This window comes from Lonsdalea britannica (genome assembly GCF_946477055.1).
Lineage (GTDB): Bacteria > Pseudomonadota > Gammaproteobacteria > Enterobacterales > Enterobacteriaceae > Lonsdalea > Lonsdalea britannica_A.
In genome coordinates this window covers 1-18426 of the sequence record NZ_CAMKXG010000038.1, presented here as the reverse complement: position 1 = coordinate 18426, position 18426 = coordinate 1, and the positions used below count along the sequence as shown (strand labels likewise).

The following is an 18426-nucleotide window of genomic DNA, read 5'->3' as shown; positions in this document are numbered from 1 at the left end:
TGGTGGAAACGCTGACCTTGCTGCATCGTATCGCGATGGTGCAAATGCTGCCTTCGGCGCTGGGTGACGAGTACAGCAGCGTGGCGCCTCGCCTGCGGGATCTGGCTCGCGACGTCCCCCCTGCGGAAGTGCAGCTGTATTACCAGACCCTGTTGATTGGCCGCAAAGAGCTGGCCTATGCGCCGGATCCGCGAATGGGCGTTGAAATGACGTTACTGCGCGCGCTGGCGTTTCATCCCCGCCAGATCATCGAAGCGCCTGCCCCCGTGACCGTCGCTGCGCCGATAGCCGCCCCGCAGATGTCGACGAACACGGCCAATACACCGGTGCAGCCGGTACGTCAGGCTGCACCGGCTGACGAGATGTCGCCACCGCCTATGCAGCAGGCGGAGCCCGCTCAGCCACCGACGTCCGCTCCGCCATCGGCGAGCCATTTACCGGACACGACGGCGCAGCTGTTGCAGGCGCGCAGCCAACTGTTGCAGAAACAGGGAACGCCTCCGCCAAAAAAGTCTGAACCGGCAGCGTCAGGAAGAACGCGGCCGGGGACGTCAGCGCTGGAACGATTGGCTTCAGTGAGCGAACGTGGTCAGCAGCGGATGGCGTCGAAGGCGGAAGAGAAACGCGAACCGAAGAAGCCGGAAGCCTATCGCTGGAAGGCGCAGAATACGGTTCCACAGGAACAAAAAGTGGAAGTCGCGACGCCCAAGGCGCTGCGTTCCGCATTAGAACATGAGAAGACGCCGGAGCTCGTCGCCCGGTTGGCGGAAGAAGCCAAAACGCGCGATGAGTGGGCGGCTGAAATAGACCATCTGCCGCTGCCGAAATTAGTGCAGCAGTTGGCGCTCAATGCGTTCAGAGAGAAACCGACGGAGAGCGAGATTCATCTGCATCTGCGCTCTTCTCAACGCCATCTGAACACCAGCGCGGCGCAGCAGGCGCTGGCATCGGCGCTATCAGCGTACCATGGGCGCGATATCGCGCTGACGGTCGCTGAAGATGATAATCCGGCGGTTCGGACGCCGCTGGAGTGGCGACAGGCCATTTATGAAGAAAAACTGGCGCAGGCGCGTCAGTCGATCATGACGGATAATAACATTCAGACGCTGCGCCGATTCTTCGACGCGGAGCTGGATGAAGACAGTATCCGACCCGTTTAACTGCTGCTGTAGCAGCCCGAGTGATAGAGAGAACGATATGTTTGGTAAAGGCGGAATAGGCAATCTGATGAAGCAGGCTCAGCAGATGCAGGAAAAAATGCAGCAGGCTCAGGAAGAAATTGCCAATCTGGAAGTCACTGGGGAATCCGGTGCCGGTCTGGTTAAAGTCACCATCAACGGCGCGCACAACTGCCGTCGCGTCGAGCTGGATCCTAGCCTGCTCGAAGATGACAAAGACATGCTGGAAGATCTGATCGCGGCTGCGTTCAACGATGCGGCACGTCGCATTGCGGAAACGCAGAAAGAGAAAATGGCCGCAGTTTCTGGCGGGATGCAACTGCCGCCGGGCTTCAAGATGCCGTTCTGATGCAAACCAGTCCGCTTCTTGAATCGCTGATGGAATCCCTGCGCTGTTTACCTGGCGTAGGGCCTAAATCAGCCCAGCGTATGGCTTTTCACCTGCTGCAGCGCGATCGTAGCGGCGGGATGAAACTGGCGCAGGCGCTGACACGCGCCATGTCGGAAATCGGCCACTGCGAAGACTGCCGTACCTTTACCGAACAGGACGTCTGCAATATCTGTGCAAACGTTCGTCGTCGTGAAAACGGTTTGATCTGCGTGGTGGAAAGTCCGGCTGATATTCATGCCATCGAGCAAACCGGCCAGTTCGCCGGCCGCTACTTTGTCTTGATGGGACACCTTTCGCCGCTGGACGGCATTGGTCCGGATGATATCGGTCTGGGTCGACTGGAAGAGCGCCTGGAAACGGAGAGTATCCGTGAGGTGATTCTGGCGACCAATCCGACGGTAGAAGGCGACGCCACGGCGAACTACATCGCCGAGCTGTGCGCCGAGCATGGCGTGATGGCAAGCCGTATCGCCCACGGTGTGCCGGTAGGCGGCGAGTTGGAAATGGTGGACGGCACGACGCTGTCGCATTCGCTGGCGGGACGCCATCCCTTCAAGTTCTGACTGTCTGACTGCCGAAAATATCGGCAGTCGCACGTCATTCCGCGTTTTTCGCTCCTGAGCGCCATCATTCCCCCTTGAAATCCCTCCGTCTGACCCCACCTGTTGCTTATCTGAGAATAAATCAGCCTGAATAAAACACGTTTTGAGGTGAGTCATAATGAGTATGAAAGGCCAAGAGACCCGCGGCTTCCAGTCTGAAGTGAAGCAATTACTGCACCTGATGATCCATTCCCTGTATTCCAACAAGGAAGTGTTCCTGCGTGAATTGATCTCCAATGCGTCAGATGCGGCGGATAAACTGCGTTTCCGCGCATTGTCCACGCCCGACCTGTATGAAGGTGACGGCGACCTGCGCGTACGCGTGTCCACTGACAAAGAAAAGCGCACGCTGACCATCTCCGATAACGGTATCGGGATGTCGCGTGAAGACGTTATCGAGAATCTGGGTACTATCGCCAAATCCGGCACCAAAGCGTTTCTGGAATCGCTGGGCTCCGATCAGGCGAAAGACAGCCAGCTGATCGGCCAGTTTGGCGTGGGCTTTTACTCCGCGTTCATCGTCGCTGACAAAGTCACCGTTCGTACTCGTGCCGCGGGCGCCAGCGCCGATCAGGGCGTTTTCTGGGAATCTGTGGGTGAAGGCGACTACACCATCGCCGATATCGACAAGCCGGAACGTGGCACTGAAATTACGTTGCACCTGCGTGAAGGCGAAGACGAGTTCCTCGATACCTGGCGCGTACGCTCCACCATCAGCAAATATTCCGACCACATCGCTCTGCCGGTAGAAATTCAAACCGAAACTGAAAGCGAAGAAGAGGGCGGGGAAAAAACCGTCACCTGGGAAAAAATCAACAAGGCTCAGGCGCTGTGGACGCGTAATAAATCCGATATCAGCGACGAAGAGTATGTGGAGTTCTACAAACACATTTCTCACGACTTCGCCGATCCGCTGACCTGGAGCCACAACCGTGTGGAAGGAAAGCAGGAGTATACCAGCCTGCTGTATATCCCTTCTCAGGCACCGTGGGACATGTGGAACCGCGATCATAAACATGGCCTGAAACTCTATGTTCAGCGTGTTTTCATCATGGATGACGCAGAACAGTTTATGCCGAACTACCTGCGTTTCGTGCGCGGTCTCATCGACTCCAACGATCTGCCGCTGAACGTATCGCGTGAAATCCTGCAGGACAATCGCGTCACTCAAAGCCTGCGTACTGCGCTGACCAAACGCGTACTGCAAATGCTGGAACACCTGGCGAAAAGCGACAGTGAAAAATATCAGACGGTGTGGCAGCAGTTCGGTCAGGTCCTGAAAGAAGGTCCGGCGGAAGACGGCGGCAACCGCGAAACGATCGCTAAACTGCTGCGCTTTGCTTCTACCCATACCGACAGCGCGGCGCAGACTGTCTCGCTGGAAGACTATGTCAGCCGTATGGTGGAAGGTCAGGACAAGATCTATTACATCACCGCCGACAGCTATGCCGCTGCGAAGAGCAGCCCGCATCTGGAGCTGTTCCGTAAAAAAGGCATCGAGGTGCTGCTGCTGTCCGATCGTATCGACGAGTGGATGATGAGCTACCTGACCGAGTTCGACGGTAAGTCCTTCCAGTCCGTCAGCAAGGCTGACGAAGCGCTGGATAAGCTGGCGGATGAAGCTGACGAAAGCCAGAAAGAAGCAGAAAAAGCGCTGGAACCGTTTGTCGACCGCGTGAAAACGCTGCTGGGCGATCGCGTGAAAGAGGTGCGTCTGACGCATCGTCTGACCGATACCCCGGCTATCGTCACCACCGGTGCTGACGAAATGGGAACGCAGATGGCGAAGCTGTTTGCCGCCGCGGGCCAGCAGGCGCCGGAAGTGAAATACATCTTCGAACTGAACCCGGACCATGTGCTGGTCAAACGCGCCTCTGACACCACCGACGACGCTCAGTTCGGCGAGTGGGTCGAGCTGCTGCTGGATCAGGCGCTGTTCGCCGAACGCGGTACGCTGGAAGATCCTAACCAGTTTATCCGTCGTATGAACCAACTGCTGACGGCATAATCTCACTTCTTTCCTGCCCCGGTTCTCCGGGGCTTTTTTTTGCAGGCGCAACCTCCATTTATTTCCGATCGGATGTCGGCTGAACCGAGCCCGTTCCTTGAGGATGGCGGTACGGAATGGTATGGTTTAGCGTTTTTTCAATTTTGTTTAAATTTTCGAGGGGATCTACGCGATGCGTATTATTCTGCTGGGCGCTCCGGGCGCAGGCAAAGGCACTCAGGCTCAGTTCATCATGGAAAAGTATGGCATTCCGCAGATTTCCACGGGTGACATGCTGCGCGCTGCGGTGAAAGCCGGCAGCGAACTGGGTAAACAGGCAAAAGAGATCATGGATGCGGGCAAATTGGTGACTGACGAGCTGGTCATTGCCCTGGTCAAAGAACGCATCGCTCAGGACGATTGCCGCAACGGTTTCCTGCTGGACGGATTCCCGCGCACCATCCCTCAGGCCGATGCCATGAAAGACGCCGGCATCAACGTTGACTACGTGCTGGAATTCGCCGTACCGGACGAGCTGATCGTCGAACGTATCGTCGGCCGTCGCGTGCACGCGGCGTCAGGCCGTGTTTACCACGTCAAATTCAATCCGCCGCAGGTGGAAGGCAAAGACGACGTCACCGGTGAAGATCTGACTATCCGTAAAGATGATCAGGAAGATACGGTACGTAAACGTCTGGTCGAGTACCATCAGCAGACGGCTCCGCTGGTCAGCTATTACCAGAAAGAAGCCGATGCCGGTCACACTCAGTACCACAAACTGAATGGTACCCGCAGCGTGAGCGAAATCAGCGAAGAGCTGGCTCGCATTCTGGGTTAAGTGACATCGCCTGCGAAGGCGAGCGCGCAAAAAACACCATGCCAGACTGTGTCTGGCATTTTTTATGCCTGACGTCCGGCGCGATCTCGCCCGCAGCGGCGGCTATTGCGTCGGCATTGCTTCCGGCAATTGCTGATATCGGCACTAACCTCGCTATCGGTCCCGACTCGGGCCGGTTTTTAGCTACAATAAGCGCCTGATCCAGAATGAATGGCGGCAGTGTAGCCCGCCGTCGGAATGAGGAATGCATCAATGAAAGAAGACAAACACGGTGTGCTGTTGGTCAATCTGGGCACGCCTGATGCGCCCACCCCCCAGGCGGTGAAGCGCTACCTGGCCGAGTTCCTTAGCGACAGGCGTGTTGTGGATGTAAACCCGTTGCTGTGGGCGTTAATCCTGCGCGGCGCCATCCTGCCGTTCCGTTCACCACGTGTCGCCAAACTGTATCAGTCCGTGTGGATGGAAGGGGGCTCCCCGCTATTGGTCTTCAGCCGCCGTCAGGAAAAAGCGTTGGCTGAACGTCTGTCTGGTACGCCGGTGGCGCTGGGAATGAGTTATGGCTCACCCAGCCTGCGTTCCGCATTGGAAAGCCTGATGGCACAAGGCGTGACGTCTCTGACCGTCCTGCCGCTGTATCCGCAATACTCCTGCTCCACGACGGCTGCGGTGTGGGATGGTCTCGCTGGCCTCATGAAGTCGACGCGGCGGATGCCGGGCATCCGCTTTATCCGTGATTACGCCGAACATCCCGCTTATATCGCGGCGCTGAAACATAGCGTAGAAACCTCATTTGCCAAGCATGGCGTGCCTGAACGGCTGGTGATGTCATTCCACGGTATTCCTCAGCGTTATGCCAATGAGGGCGATGACTATCCGCTACGCTGTGCCGCTACGACGGCGGCGCTGACGGCGGCGTTGGGGTTGCCTCAGGACCAGGTGATGATGACCTTCCAGTCCCGTTTCGGACGTGAGCCTTGGCTGACGCCGTATACGGATGAAACCATGCAGGCGTTAGGCGCTCAGGGCGTGAAGGATATTCACATCATCTGCCCCGGATTCGCCTCCGACTGTCTGGAGACGCTGGAGGAAATTCAGGAAGAAAACCGGGAGATCTTCCTGCATGCGGGGGGCGAGCGGTTTAACTATATTCCTGCCCTGAACGACGATCCGTTGCATATTGATCTGTTTGAACAGCTGGTGACCGCACCCTGAGTCACTCGTGGGGCGTGAGAGATGCCTCCCTGAGACAGACGAAAAAAATGCCAGACTGAGTCTGGCATTTTTTGATCTGCGTCAGCGCGGGAACCGCGCCGGAATCCGGTCCGTTAAATCGGACACTCCCTCGTCGGCATATCGGGGGTGATGTTCAGCATGGTAATCATGGTATCCGCGATTTCCCTTTCGCCCATCACGACATGATCGGCACCGTGTTCGGCGATATAACTGACCTCATCGTCGTAGTGCGCGCGCGCGATGATTTCGAGATCCGGACGCCGGGCACGGGCGGTGGCAACGATTTCACCAGCCTCGTAGCCGTTGGGGATGGTGAGCAGCAGCCAGCGGGCGCAATCGAGGCGGGCGATATCCATAATTTCCGGCTTGGTCGCATTGCCCAATACCGCTTTGATGCCCTGTTCACGCAGCGCATCGACGCGCGCGCGTGAGGTTTCAATCACCACCATTGGTATGCCGGACTCATGCAGCTGAGCGCCAATCAGGCTGCCGACGCGGCCGTAGCCCACCAGGCAGGCGTGGTCGCACAGGTCCACCGGGATCTGTTTTTCTTCCTCGATGGCCTCTTCCACAATCTGTTCTTCAATGGTTTCGTTCTTCGCCAGATAACGCTCCAGCAGCGAGAACAACAGCGGGTTGAGCATAATCGACAGAATCGACCCGGCCAGCACCAGATGGCGGCCGTCTTCGGTCAGAAGACCGAGGTAGATCCCCAGACCGGCCAGAATAAAGGCGAATTCGCCGATCTGGGCCAGGCTGACGGAAATGGTCAGCGCGGTGCGTTTCGAGTGACCGAACAGTCTGACGATGGCGAAGGCCGCCAGCGATTTGCCGAAAACGATGATGAGCAGCGTACACAAAACGGCCAGCGGCTCGTTAATCAGAATCATCGGGTCGAACAGCATTCCCACCGAGACGAAGAACAGCACGGCGAACGCATCCCGCAGGGGAAGGGTATCGTGGGCGGCGCGCTGACTCAGCTCGGATTCGTTCAGTACGACGCCCGCAAAGAATGCGCCCAGCGCAAACGAGACATCGAACAGTTTGACCGCGCCGAAGGCGATACCCAGCGCCATGGCGAGTACGGCCAGCGTGAACAGCTCGCGCGAGCCGGTACTGGCGCTTTTGGCCAGCACCCAGGGCACCAGACGACGGCCCACCACCACCATCAGGGTAATGAAAGCGACGACTTTACCCAGCGTGAAAGCCAGATCCTTGAGCAGCTTGCTGGTATTGGCCGTTTCCGAACCCAGCATATCGCTGAAGGCGGGCAGCAGTACCAGCGTCAATACCATCGCCAGGTCTTCCACTATCAGCCAACCGATGGCAATCTGGCCTCGCTGACTGTCGATAAGCTGGCGCTCTTCCAACGCCCTCAGCAGCACGACGGTGCTGGCGGTGGACAGACACAGCCCGAACACGAGTCCGCTTTGCAGACTCCAGCCTAGCAGCGAGGAGAGTCCCAGTCCGAGTAGCGTCGCGACGACAATCTGGACGATAGCGCCGGGGATGGCGATCGATTTGACGGCCATTAGATCGCGTAAAGAGAAGTGCAGGCCGACGCCGAACATCAAAAGAATCACGCCCAGCTCGGCGATTTCCGGCGCCAGCTTGGTGTCCGCGACGAACCCGGGTGTGAATGGACCGAGCAGAACGCCCGCCAGCAGGTAGCCGACCAAAGGTGAAATTCGCAGGCGATGCGCCAAAATACCCAAAAGAAAGGCAAGGACCAGTCCTGCGGCCATTGTGGAGATTAACGGGGTGGTATCATGCATTCCGACTCCTTTGTGAGGGTAAAGTGAGTGAGCGGATGTTCCTGAGCCTTGCATTGTCCGGGCTGGAGCCTGCGACTCTTGAACCCTGGCGGCCCTGATTCTCGCGGGCTCTGCCTCTATACTTATGCGCTTGTATGACAAACAGATAAATCAATTTATATAAATAAAGCCAGAATGGGGCAACGGAATTTTTGTAGAAATGCTGGGCCCCGACAGCTTATGGTGTGGGATGTGCTTTTTTTTATGATAATTAGATTTTATGGTTGATATAAAAGAATAAAAATCACGATAAAAAGCATAAATGTCGGCTTTAAGGCTGAGCGGTGCAGTTATCAGCCTGTTTACATTTGCCTGATGTATCTACTATGCCACAAAATAGTCACTTATGGGGGGAGACGAAGAAAATTTCATCTAAAACGTCTTTTTTGCAAAATACACATTCGACAGGTGTCATTTCCGCCCCGTCTCACCACTGACATCAATCGATGCTATAACGGTTTTTTCTTGGCCAATGACGAAGGTCAAAAGCCAAAGGTTAAATCATGTTAATGTAACGCCCGCTTTTTTGGCAGTAAATAACGCCTTAAAGGCGATAAATACACTTTTGTTATAAGTATTTTTAATATTTAAATTGTGGAGATTTGCCATGGATTTTTCTAAGAAGGCACTGGGCTGTGCGATCGCTCTAACGTTAGCGCTGACATCGTCTTTTGCGCAGGCATGGGAAAAAGATAAAACCTATAACATCACTATCCTGCATACCAACGATCATCATGGCCGCTTCTGGCAAAACGATGCCGGGGAATATGGCTTAGCCGCGCAAAAAACGGCCGTAGACACTATCCGCCGTGAAGTGCAGCGGAAAGGCGGTAGCCTGCTGTTATTGTCTGGCGGCGATATCAACACCGGCGTGCCAGAATCCGACCTGCAAGACGCCGAGCCGGATTTTCGCGGTATGAATATGGTGGGTTACGACGCGATGGCTATCGGTAACCATGAGTTTGACAATCCGCTTTCCGTCCTGCGCCAGCAGGAAAAATGGGCGAACTTCCCGCTGCTTTCCGCCAATATTTATCAGAAAAGCACCCAGCAGCGTCTGTTTACGCCTTATCGTCTGTTCGACAAACAAGGTGTGAAAATCGCGGTTATCGGCCTGACGACTGACGATACCGCTAAAATCGGCAACCCGGCGTTCTTTACGGACATGGAATTCCACAAACCGGCTCAGGAAGCCAAGCAGCTGGTGGAAGAACTGCGCAGCCGTGAGAAACCCGACGTCATCATCGCCGCCACGCATATGGGCCACTACGACAACGGCGATCACGGCAACAACGCGCCGGGCGACGTGGAAATGGCGCGCAGCCTGCCGGCCGGTTATCTGGATATGATTGTCGGCGGACACTCACAGAATCCTGTCTGTATGGCGAGCAGAAACAAGAAGAACTGGGATTATGTGCCGGGCACTTCTTGCACGCCGGATCGTCAGAATGGCGTATGGATCGTGCAGGCGCATGAGTGGGGGAAATACGTGGGTCGCGCAGATTTCACGTTCCGCAACGGTAAACTGACGCTGAAACATTATCACCTGATCCCGATCAACCTGAAAAAGAGCGTGACGCAAGAAGACGGTACGGCCAAAAGCGAGTACTACACGCAGGAAATCAAGCAAAGCCCTGAAATGCTGCAGCTGTTGACGCCGTTTCAGGAAAAAGGTCATGCCCAGCTGGGCGTGAAAGTCGGCAGTACGCTGGGACGTCTGGAAGGGGATCGCAGTAAAGTGCGCTTCGAACAGACCGATCTGGCTCACGTCGTGCTGTCCGGCCTGGTGGATCGCACCAGCGCGGATTTCGCGGTGATGAGCGGCGGCGGCGTACGTGACTCCATCGAGGCGGGCGATATCACCTATAAATCCATTCTGCAGGTGCAGCCATTCGGCAACACCGTGGTGTATGTCGACATGAAAGGCAGCGACGTTGAGCAGTATCTGGCGACGGTGGCGAACTTCAAGGTCGATGCTGGCGCCTACGCCCAGTTCCTTAACGTGAGCCTGGAAGCCGATGGCACCGGCGTGAAAAACGTCAAGATCAAAGGCGAGCCGCTGCAAGCGGACAAGGTCTATCGTATGGCGACGCTGAGCTTCAATGCAGACGGCGGGGATGGCTATCCGGTCATCAGCAAACGCTCAGATTTCGTTAACACCGGCTTTGTCGATGCTGAAGTGCTCAAAGAGTATATCTCTCAGCATTCACCGTTGAATCCGGCAGACTATGCGCCGAAAGGCGAGATCGTTTATCACTAAGTTCGTGATGCGATGAACGACGGGCGACGTGGGTGAAAACCGGCGTCGCCCGTTTTGTTATGCGCTTTGTGCGCGTCAGTCGCGCTTGGCGATATCCGCAAAGCCTGCGCTGAGCAGAGAAGCTAAATCGGAGGCCGCTAGTTCAATATCCAGTCCGCGCTTGCCGCCGGAGATAAAGATGGTGTCGAACGGTTCTGCGGCGATGTCGATGGCCGTCGGCAGGCGCTTTTTCTGCCCGAGCGGGCTGATGCCGCCAACCAGATAGCCGGTCACGCGTTGGGCCAGCTGCGGATCGGCCATGTCCGCTTTTTTGGCGCCGAACGCTTTAGCGACTTTTTTCAGATCCAGCTGGCCTGCCACCGGCGTTACCGCAACGGCCAAATTCTTAGCGTCGCCGTTCAGCGCGACCAATAGCGTTTTGTATATCTGCTGCTTATCGACCCCAAGTTTACGTGCCGCTTCCTCGCCAAAATTGGTTTCATCGGCGTCGTGATGATAGCTGTGCAGGGTAAAGTTGATCTTGTGCTTTTCAAGCAGCTTAACTGCGGGTGTCATGATGTCTGTCCTTACGTACTGTCAAAATGAGTGCGCTCGCAATAGGGCGGGCAAATTATCATCGCCAAACAGGTGCAGCGCGCCTACCGAGATCACATAGTGTCCCTCTGGTAATGCCGTCAGCTGTTGCTGCCAGCGTCGATTGCGCTGCTGCATTAATATTTCCGACATGGCGTTGCCGAAGCTGTCGGGCAAATTGTCGATGCGCAGGGTTTTATAATCCAGCCATCCGTTGATCATGGTTTGCAGCAGACGGGCGTTGCTATGCCAGTGGGTCAGGGTATCTTCCAGCAGCGGTAGTCCGCCGCGAGGCAGCCGCTCCAGCAGTTCGACCTGCGCCTGTTGGCCTTCAAGTTCGATGATGGGCAAGCCCCGCTCCCGGGCGATGTTAATCAGCTGATAATCAATACCGTACTGAGGGCGCAGGCCCAGAGAGGTTGCCTGTCTGGCCTGCAACATCAACGCGACCTGCCAGGCCGGTAGACGATCAAGGCTGTCATAGCTGAGCGCCAGCGAGTGGCAATATTGTTGCAGCTGATCGAGCGCCTCGGCGTCCAGTCGCTCAGACAGCGGCGGCGCTTGATCAGCCGAGGAGAAGGGCGAGCTGCTGTCTGAGATATCCGCCTCGACGACCAGCGCTGTCGCCGTGTCCAGTTGCCTGAGCAGCGCGTCCGGCAACGGCGACATATCCGCCGTCCCCATATGAATACTGCCGACCAGATGATAGCGATGACCGACGAGTTCGATATCGACCGCGGGATAGCCGTAGCTGCGCGGAGAGATCAAGCCGAGGAACGTAGCGATGCGGCGTAATAAGGGCTTCATAGCGTCATCTCCGGAGATCAATACGTTATGCTAAACGCTTCGCGGGCAAAGTTGTATCGGTAATTGCGACGAGCGGCGGCATGCGGTGCGAAGTCGACAGTGGACGTAGTAAGAGTCTGAACCGATCTGAAAGAGATCTCATAGCGTGCGGGACGTTGAAGACATCGCGGGGACATACAGAGGCTGCGCTGGAGAAGGGGGGAATCACTGTAGCCGAGGAAGGAGGTTTTCAAGACCGTCGGACGTCCTCCTATCGCGCGGCTAGCCCGCACGATAAGAGGGACGCAATGTTAATGATTCTGCGGACGAACGCGAAGCGTAATCCCTTCCACCGCAACGATTTCGATCGGGGTTCCCGCGGGCAGGTCGCTGTCAGCCGTGACGCGCCAACTGCTGTCGCCAAGGGTGATACGCCCCAGACCGTTGACGACGGGCTCGCTCAGATTCGCTTTGCGTCCCACCAACTGCAGTCCGCGCTGGTTGAGCGTCGAAGCCGGGCTGCGCAGCGTACGCTGGCGCAGCCAATACCACCACAAGCACGCCGTCAGCACGGTGAGCAGGGCAAACGCGATACCTTGCGCCGGTAACCCCAGCGGTAGCAGCCAAACCAGTATGCCGACCCACAGCGCGGACACGCCGCTCCAAAGCAGATACCCGCCCGCGCCCAGCATTTCCGCAGCGAGCAGCAGGCCGCCGAGCGTCAGCCAGAACCAGCGTGCATAGGTCATCAACAAATCAGTCATCGTTAGGCTTTCCGGCCGGACTGGCTTTCTTTAATCAGCTCGCTAATCCCGCCAATAGCGCCCATCAGGTTGCTGGCATCCAGCGGCATCATGATGACTTTACTGTTGTTAGCTGAACCGATGTTCTGCAATGCGTCGGTATACTTTTGCGCGACGAAGTAGTTGATCGCCTGAATGTTCCCGGCGGCAATGGCTTCAGACACCATCTGGGTCGCACGGGCTTCGGCCTCGGCGGAACGTTCGCGGGCTTCGGCTTCCAGGAACGCGGACTGACGCTGCCCTTCGGATTTCAGGATCTGCGACTGCTTTTCCCCTTCCGCTTTCAGAATAGCGGCCTGACGTACACCTTCGGCTTCCAGAATGTCGGCGCGTTTATTTCGTTCGGCTTTCATCTGGGCGTTCATGGCTTCGATCAGCTCTGCTGGCGGACGGACATCGCGGATCTCGATGCGGGTGACTTTAATTCCCCAAGGGTTAGTGGCTTCATCCACGATGTGCAGCAGACGGGTATTGATGCTGTCGCGCTGAGACAACATTTCGTCCAGCTCCATCGACCCCAATACGGTACGGATATTGGTCATGGTCAGGTTGATGATGGCCAGTTCCAGATTGCTGACTTCATAGGCGGCCTGCGCGGCGTCGATCACCTGAATAAAGCACACGGCATCGATGGTGACGTTGGCGTTGTCTTTGGAGATGATTTCCTGAGACGGGATTTCCAGCACCTGTTCCATCATGTTGATTTTGCGACCCACGCGGTCCATGAAAGGCACTATCAGATTGAGGCCGGGCATGAGCGTGCGGGTGTAACGGCCAAAGCGTTCTACCGTCCACTGGTAGCCCTGAGGCACGATTTTAATGCCTGACCAGACGATGATCAGCGCAACGATAATAACGACAACAATAAAAGTTAGCATTTACTTCACTCTCCCTGGTGTTTTATCCGATTAGTGTAACTCAACTTGTGCGGCGAAATGGGCGATGAGGCGGGATTTTCATGGCTTTATCTCCGACCAATGGCGTCGTGGCTGACCAGGTTGATAACCGGCGGTGTGAGAGGTGAGATAAGACGATGTTATAGGGGGACTTTGTGTGTTTCGCGTTGTATGCGGGTGACGTCATTGCTGCGCTAACGTTGTTTTCTGATTTTAGGTCGTCGCGCCCACGGGAAAGTGGCGAGTAGGGGATACGGCTAATCGATGTGGGAGCGGCGTCGTGCGTCAGCCCGACGTTTGCCGGTCTAATGTTATCAGGAAGCATACCGAGGACGAGCACTAGGGCTTGACAGAGAAGGACAGGGTTGGAAAATGCCAGCGGCGTGAACCGGCTGGCTAGATATCCAACTCGACGTCGTTAAGTGGTTTACAGCAGCAGGGGAGAATTTCGCCCGGCAAAAAGAACGCCAACGGCGTCTGCGCATAGGTGACTTCGCCTTTGAGAAGGCGCATGCGGCAGGCGCCGCAGTAACCAGAACGGCAGTGGTACTCTACGTTGACCCGCTGCGTTTCTAACGCCTCCAGTAAGGTGGCGTTTTCCTCTTCGCTGTACTCAAACTGCGCACCGGACGTGCGCAGGGTGATGGTTGGCGTACTCATGATTACAGCTGGAAGTCGCTCAGGTCGTCGGCATTAATTTCCGAGTCGATTTGTCCGACCAGATAGGAGCTGACTTCGACTTCCTGCGGGGCGACCTGCACGTTGTCCGACACCAGCCAGGCATTAATCCACGGAATCGGGTTGGTGCGGGTTTCAAACGGCAGCGGCAGTCCGACGGCCTGCATGCGGATATTGGTGATGTACTCAATGTACTGGCACAGAATATCTTTGTTGAGGCCGATCATGGAGCCGTCGCGGAACAGGTATTCCGCCCACTCTTTTTCCTGTTGTGCAGCCAGCACGAACAGATCGTAGCTCTGCTGCTGGCACTCTTCCGCCACCTTCGCCATTTCCGGATCATCATGGCCCGAACGCAACAAATTCAGCATATGCTGTGTTCCGGTCAGGTGCAGCGCTTCATCGCGAGCGATCAGTTTGATGATTTTGGCGTTGCCCTCCATCAGTTCGCGTTCCGCGAAGGCGAAAGAGCAGGCGAAGCTGACGTAAAAGCGGATCGCTTCCAGCGCGTTGACGCTCATCAGGCACAGGTACAGCTGTTTCTTCAACTGGTACAGGTTGATTTCGATGGTTTTACCGTTCACCTGATGAGTCCCTTCACCCAGCAGATGGTAGTAATTAGTCATCTCGATCAGATCGTCGTAGTAGCCGGAGATGTCTTTGGCGCGCTTGAGGATCTCTTCGTTGGCGACGATGTCGTCAAATACCAGAGACGGATCGTTGACGATGTTTCGAATGATATGCGTGTAAGAGCGGGAGTGGATGGTTTCGGAGAACGCCCAGGTTTCCACCCAGGTCTCCAGCTCAGGAATTGAGATGAGCGGCAGCAGTGCCACGTTCGGGCTTCGACCCTGAATGGAGTCCAGCAGCGTCTGATACTTCAGGTTGCTGATGAAGATATGCTTTTCATGATCCGGCAGCGCCTGATAATCGATGCGGTCGCGGGAGACGTCGACTTCTTCCGGTCGCCAGAAGAAAGAGAGCTGCTTTTCGATCAGTTTTTCGAAAATCTCGTATTTCTGCTGGTCGTAACGCGCCACGTTAACCGACTGGCCGAAGAACATCGGCTCCAGTAGCTGATTATTTTTGTTCTGTGAAAAAGTGGTATAGGCCATGGTATCTCCAAAAAAAGGCCGGAGCATTTTTCAACGCCGTTTGCGGCGACCTCGGACGGACAGCGTGTCCGTCATAGAAAATCAGAAAACTGCCGTCCGGAAGACGGCAGTTTCTATTGAGTTTACTGATAACCCGGCGATGACGAAACGATCTTCGACACGTATGAAAATCGTTTCGCGCACGGCGTTAGATTTTGCAGGCGCCGCCTTCGCAGCCATCATCCTGTGCGGCAACGTCTAACAGGTCGTCCTGTGAATCCTCAGCGCCGTCACGCGTATTTTGATAATAGAGCGTTTTGACGCCGAGTTTGTAGGCCGTCAGCAGATCCTTCAGCAACTGTTTCATCGGCACCTTGCCGGATGCGAAGCGCGACGGATCGTAGTTGGTATTGGAGGAAATCGCCTGGTCGACGAATTTCTGCATCAGCCCCACCAGTTGCAGATAACCGTCGTTGTTCGGCATTTCCCACAGCAGTTCGTACTGACCTTTCAGGCGCTCATATTCCGGCACGACCTGACGGAGAATCCCATCTTTCGACGCTTTCACGCTGATGTGGCCGCGCGGCGGCTCGATGCCGTTGGTCGCGTTGGAAATCTGCGACGACGTTTCGGACGGCATCAGCGCGGACAGCGTGGAGTTACGCAGGCCGTGGGTCTTGATGTCCTGACGCAGCGTTTCCCAGTCGAAGTGCAGCGGCTCGTTACTGATGTTGTCCAGATCGCGCTTGTAGGTGTCGATTGGCAGTACGCCCTGCGAGTAGGTGGTTTCGTTGAACCACGGGCAGGCGCCTTGCTCGCGCGCCAGCACGTTGGAGGCTTTCAGCAGGTAGTACTGAATGGCTTCAAAGGTGCGGTGCGTCAGGTTGTTGGCGCTGCCGTCGGAGTAACGGACGCCGTTTTTCGCCAGATAGTAGGCGAAGTTGATCACGCCGATACCCAGCGTACGTCGGCCCATCGCGCCACGTTCGGCGGCGGGGATGGGGTAGTCCTGATAGTCCAGCAGCGCGTCCAGCGCGCGCACGGCCAGCGTCGCCAGCTCTTCCAGATCGTCGAGGCTATCGATAGCGCCGAGGTTAAAGGCGGACAGCGTACACAGCGCAATTTCGCCGTTTTCGTCATTCACGTCGTTCAGCGGTTTGGTCGGCAGCGCGATTTCCAGACACAGGTTGGACTGACGTACTGGCGCGATCTGCGGGTCGAACGGGCTGTGGGTGTTGCAGTGATCGACGTTCTGAATATAGATACGGCCGGTCGATGCGCGCTCTTGCATCATCAGTGAGAACAGTTCGACTGCTTTGATGCGCTGCTTGCGAATGCTGTCGTCCTGCTCGTATTTAACGTACAGGCGTTCGAACTCTTCCTGGTTGACGAAGAAGGCGTCGTACAGACCGGGAACGTCGGACGGGCTGAACAGGGTGATATCTTCGCCCTTGAGCAGACGCTGGTACATCAGCTTGTTGAGCTGTACGCCGTAGTCGAGATGACGAACGCGGTTGCCTTCAACGCCGCGGTTGTTTTTGAGCACCAGCAGGCTTTCGACTTCCAAATGCCACAAAGGGTAGAACAGCGTTGCTGCGCCGCCGCGGACGCCGCCCTGAGAGCAGGACTTCACTGCCGTCTGGAAGTGTTTGTAGAACGGCACGCAGCCGGTATGGAAGGCTTCGCCGCCGCGGATCGGGCTGCCCAGCGCTCGGATACGCCCGGCGTTGATGCCGATGCCTGCACGCTGAGACACGTATTTCACGATAGCGCTGGAGGTCGCATTGATAGAGTCCAGGCTGTCGCCGCACTCGATCAGGACGCAAGAGCTGAATTGGCGGGTCGGGGTACGAACGCCGGACATGATCGGGGTCGGCAGAGAAATCTTGAAAGATGACACGGCGTCATAGAAGCGTTTGACGTAATCCAGTCGCGTTTCGCGTGGGTAACCGGAGAACAGGCACGCCGCGACCAGCATGTACAGGAACTGGGCGCTTTCGTAGATCTCGCCGGTCACGCGGTTCTGGACCAGATATTTGCCTTCCAGCTGTTTCACGGCGGCATAAGAGAAGTTCATATCGCGCCAGTGATCGATGAAGTCGTTCATCTGGGCGAACTCTTCCGGCGTGTAGTCTTCCAGCAGGTGGCGATCGTATTTACCCATGTCGACCATTTTGACCACGTGATCGTACAGCTTGGGCGGCTCGAACTGGCCATACGCTTTTTTACGCAGATGGAAGATAGCCAGACGGGCGGCCAGATATTGGTAATCCGGGCTTTCTTTGGAAATCAGGTCTGCTGCGGCCTTGATGATGGTCTCATGAATGTCGGCGGTTTTGATGCCGTCATAAAACTGGATATGGGAGCGCAGCTCAACCTGTGAAACCGAGACGTTGTGCAACCCTTCGGCAGCCCATGTGATAACCCGGTGAATTTTATCCAGATTGATACGTTCTTTACTGCCATCGCGTTTGGTAACGAGCAGACTCTGGTTCATGTGGAGGAATACCTGTTTGAGTTCTAGGCACCCCCGTACGCCTGCATTTTTGCATGCGAAAAATAGTGTTTGATACATAAGATAAACACTATATATAGGGGGGTGGGTTGGTTTTGATAACAAGATAGTGAGAAATAGGTGTTAATGCAAGTGAACGAATTGCTCGGTTTTTCACCCGAACATTGATATGAAATGGAGTGGAACCAGCCTATCCCAGACGTGATGCGGCTTTGTTTTATGTCAACCTTTTGCGTTAAAAAATAAAAATATTGATCGACCGCTGGATTCTTAATCCGAACATAAAAAACGACTTCTTGATCTGGTCATGTATTTGGTTGTTCGGCCACCGGAAGGGGCGGTTACCTAAAAAGCGCTTTTTTCTTCAGATTCCCGTCAAGTGGTCCAACCTTTTGGGCTTTAAGGCGAGCCTATTGCTCAGCGTTCATGGTTTTTGCCTAAACGGTAGATCTATGTCGAGTCGCAGACGGCAAGGCGTGGAGAGCTGTAGACGTCTGTATCCGGGCTAAAACTGTCGTCACAGAGAAACTAAGTCACGCACGGCGACGTTGGTTGGCGGATCAATACCTGGGTATAGCATTGGGTATGCCGCGTTTTTATTAATGAAATGTATTAGAAATGTTTATTTATTTCCGAATGGACGAAAAAGGTACTCAATGTTTAATGTTATTTTCTCGGTTTTTTAAATATACTTAAATAAAGGACGTGATTTATTTGTTTTTGTATTTTTATTGATCATAAAAACACACTAAGTGATAATGCCTGTCTCTTATACACA

General features: G+C 55.4%; 15 protein-coding genes and 1 other annotated feature. Of the genes, 7 read left to right on the top strand and 8 right to left on the bottom strand.

Going from position 1 to position 18426, the window contains the following annotated elements:
• The 6 genes from Q7O77_RS04660 to hemH form a co-directional block, all read left to right on the top strand.
• A partial coding sequence (locus Q7O77_RS04660) for a DNA polymerase III subunit gamma/tau C-terminal domain-containing protein (protein ID WP_304163831.1) occupies positions 1 to 1160 on the top strand: 1160 nt, incomplete at its 5' end.
• Positions 487 to 551, top strand: a sequence feature (DnaX frameshifting element). Its footprint overlaps the gene before it by 65 nt.
• A gap of 37 nt (positions 1161 to 1197) precedes the next feature.
• Positions 1198 to 1527: a YbaB/EbfC family nucleoid-associated protein gene (locus Q7O77_RS04655; RefSeq protein WP_085652961.1), complete on the top strand. Its 330-nt coding sequence runs from the start codon at positions 1198 to 1200 to the stop codon at positions 1525 to 1527.
• On the top strand, positions 1527 to 2132 hold the full coding sequence (gene recR, locus Q7O77_RS04650) for a recombination mediator RecR (RefSeq protein ID WP_304163830.1): 606 nt from the start codon (positions 1527 to 1529) through the stop codon (positions 2130 to 2132). Before Q7O77_RS04655 ends, recR begins: the two co-directional genes overlap by 1 nt.
• Before the next feature lie 163 nt (positions 2133 to 2295).
• Positions 2296 to 4179, top strand: a complete 1884-nt coding sequence (htpG, locus tag Q7O77_RS04645) for a molecular chaperone HtpG (RefSeq protein WP_304163832.1) — start codon at positions 2296 to 2298, stop codon at positions 4177 to 4179.
• Positions 4180 to 4351: 172 nt separating this feature from the next.
• Positions 4352 to 4996: an adenylate kinase gene (adk, locus tag Q7O77_RS04640; RefSeq protein WP_304163829.1), complete on the top strand. Its 645-nt coding sequence runs from the start codon at positions 4352 to 4354 to the stop codon at positions 4994 to 4996.
• A 252-nt stretch (positions 4997 to 5248) separates the two neighbouring features.
• The gene (gene hemH, locus Q7O77_RS04635; protein ID WP_304163828.1) at positions 5249 to 6208 is read left to right on the top strand and encodes a ferrochelatase; all 960 of its coding nucleotides are present in this window, start codon (positions 5249 to 5251) and stop codon (positions 6206 to 6208) included.
• A gap of 113 nt (positions 6209 to 6321) precedes the next feature.
• Here the strand turns inward: hemH and ybaL are convergent, their stop codons facing one another.
• Positions 6322 to 8004, bottom strand: coding sequence for a YbaL family putative K(+) efflux transporter (ybaL, locus tag Q7O77_RS04630; RefSeq protein ID WP_304163827.1), 1683 nt, complete (start codon positions 8002 to 8004; stop codon positions 6322 to 6324).
• A 646-nt stretch (positions 8005 to 8650) separates the two neighbouring features.
• Here ybaL and ushA point away from each other — a divergent pair.
• A complete protein-coding gene (ushA, locus tag Q7O77_RS04625; RefSeq protein WP_304163826.1) occupies positions 8651 to 10303 on the top strand; it encodes a bifunctional UDP-sugar hydrolase/5'-nucleotidase UshA in 1653 nt (550 codons plus the stop codon).
• Positions 10304 to 10378: 75 nt separating this feature from the next.
• Here ushA and ybaK read toward each other — a convergent pair whose 3' ends face one another.
• The 7 genes from ybaK to nrdA form a co-directional block, all read right to left on the bottom strand.
• Positions 10379 to 10858 (bottom strand): Cys-tRNA(Pro)/Cys-tRNA(Cys) deacylase YbaK, encoded by a 480-nt coding sequence (gene ybaK / locus Q7O77_RS04620; protein WP_304163825.1) that lies wholly within the window; start codon positions 10856 to 10858, stop codon positions 10379 to 10381.
• 21 nt (positions 10859 to 10879) lie between these two features.
• Positions 10880 to 11683 (bottom strand): TraB/GumN family protein, encoded by an 804-nt coding sequence (locus Q7O77_RS04615; protein ID WP_304163824.1) that lies wholly within the window; start codon positions 11681 to 11683, stop codon positions 10880 to 10882.
• A gap of 290 nt (positions 11684 to 11973) precedes the next feature.
• Positions 11974 to 12426, bottom strand: a complete 453-nt coding sequence (locus Q7O77_RS04610) for an NfeD family protein (protein ID WP_304163823.1) — start codon at positions 12424 to 12426, stop codon at positions 11974 to 11976.
• Positions 12427 to 12428: 2 nt separating this feature from the next.
• Complete coding sequence (locus Q7O77_RS04605; RefSeq protein WP_304163822.1) at positions 12429 to 13343, bottom strand: SPFH domain-containing protein; 915 nt, start codon at positions 13341 to 13343, stop codon at positions 12429 to 12431.
• A gap of 414 nt (positions 13344 to 13757) precedes the next feature.
• Positions 13758 to 14021, bottom strand: coding sequence for a class I ribonucleotide reductase maintenance protein YfaE (gene yfaE / locus Q7O77_RS04600; protein WP_304163821.1), 264 nt, complete (start codon positions 14019 to 14021; stop codon positions 13758 to 13760).
• Between the two features lie 2 nt (positions 14022 to 14023).
• Positions 14024 to 15154 (bottom strand): class Ia ribonucleoside-diphosphate reductase subunit beta, encoded by a 1131-nt coding sequence (gene nrdB, locus Q7O77_RS04595; RefSeq protein WP_085653511.1) that lies wholly within the window; start codon positions 15152 to 15154, stop codon positions 14024 to 14026.
• A 187-nt stretch (positions 15155 to 15341) separates the two neighbouring features.
• Positions 15342 to 17630 carry a class 1a ribonucleoside-diphosphate reductase subunit alpha gene (gene nrdA / locus Q7O77_RS04590; protein WP_304163820.1) on the bottom strand — a complete coding sequence of 763 codons (2289 nt, stop codon included), beginning with the start codon at positions 17628 to 17630 and terminating at the stop codon, positions 15342 to 15344.
• Positions 17631 to 18426: the final 796 nt, after the last annotated feature.